Annotated in this window: 1 protein-coding gene; it reads left to right on the forward strand. The window is 65.1% G+C overall.

All coding sequences use genetic code 11. The features are described 5' to 3' along the window. The coding region (locus SB753_RS41995) for a hypothetical protein (RefSeq protein WP_410805810.1) at positions 1-232 on the forward strand (232 nt) is incomplete at both ends.

The following is a 232-nucleotide window of genomic DNA, read 5'->3' on the forward strand; positions in this document are numbered from 1 at the left end:
GTGGGTCGGCTACAAGGCGATTTCGGAAACGGTCGAATCGGGCTCGACCGTCGATCTCGACGCGTTGCAGATGGAATGGCCCACGCCCGAAGGCTTTCAGGCACCCGCGGGCGGCCTGCACAACCGCTGGCCCGACTTGCCGAGTCTCACGATCGAACAGCGTCTGCACGCGAAGCTCGACGCCGTGCGGCACTTCGCGCGCTTCAACAGCATCGACAAGTGGATCGCGCCG

It is taken from the genome of Paraburkholderia sp. SIMBA_053 (assembly GCF_046534895.1).
In the GTDB taxonomy this organism is placed as follows: Bacteria; Pseudomonadota; Gammaproteobacteria; order Burkholderiales; family Burkholderiaceae; genus Paraburkholderia; species Paraburkholderia caledonica.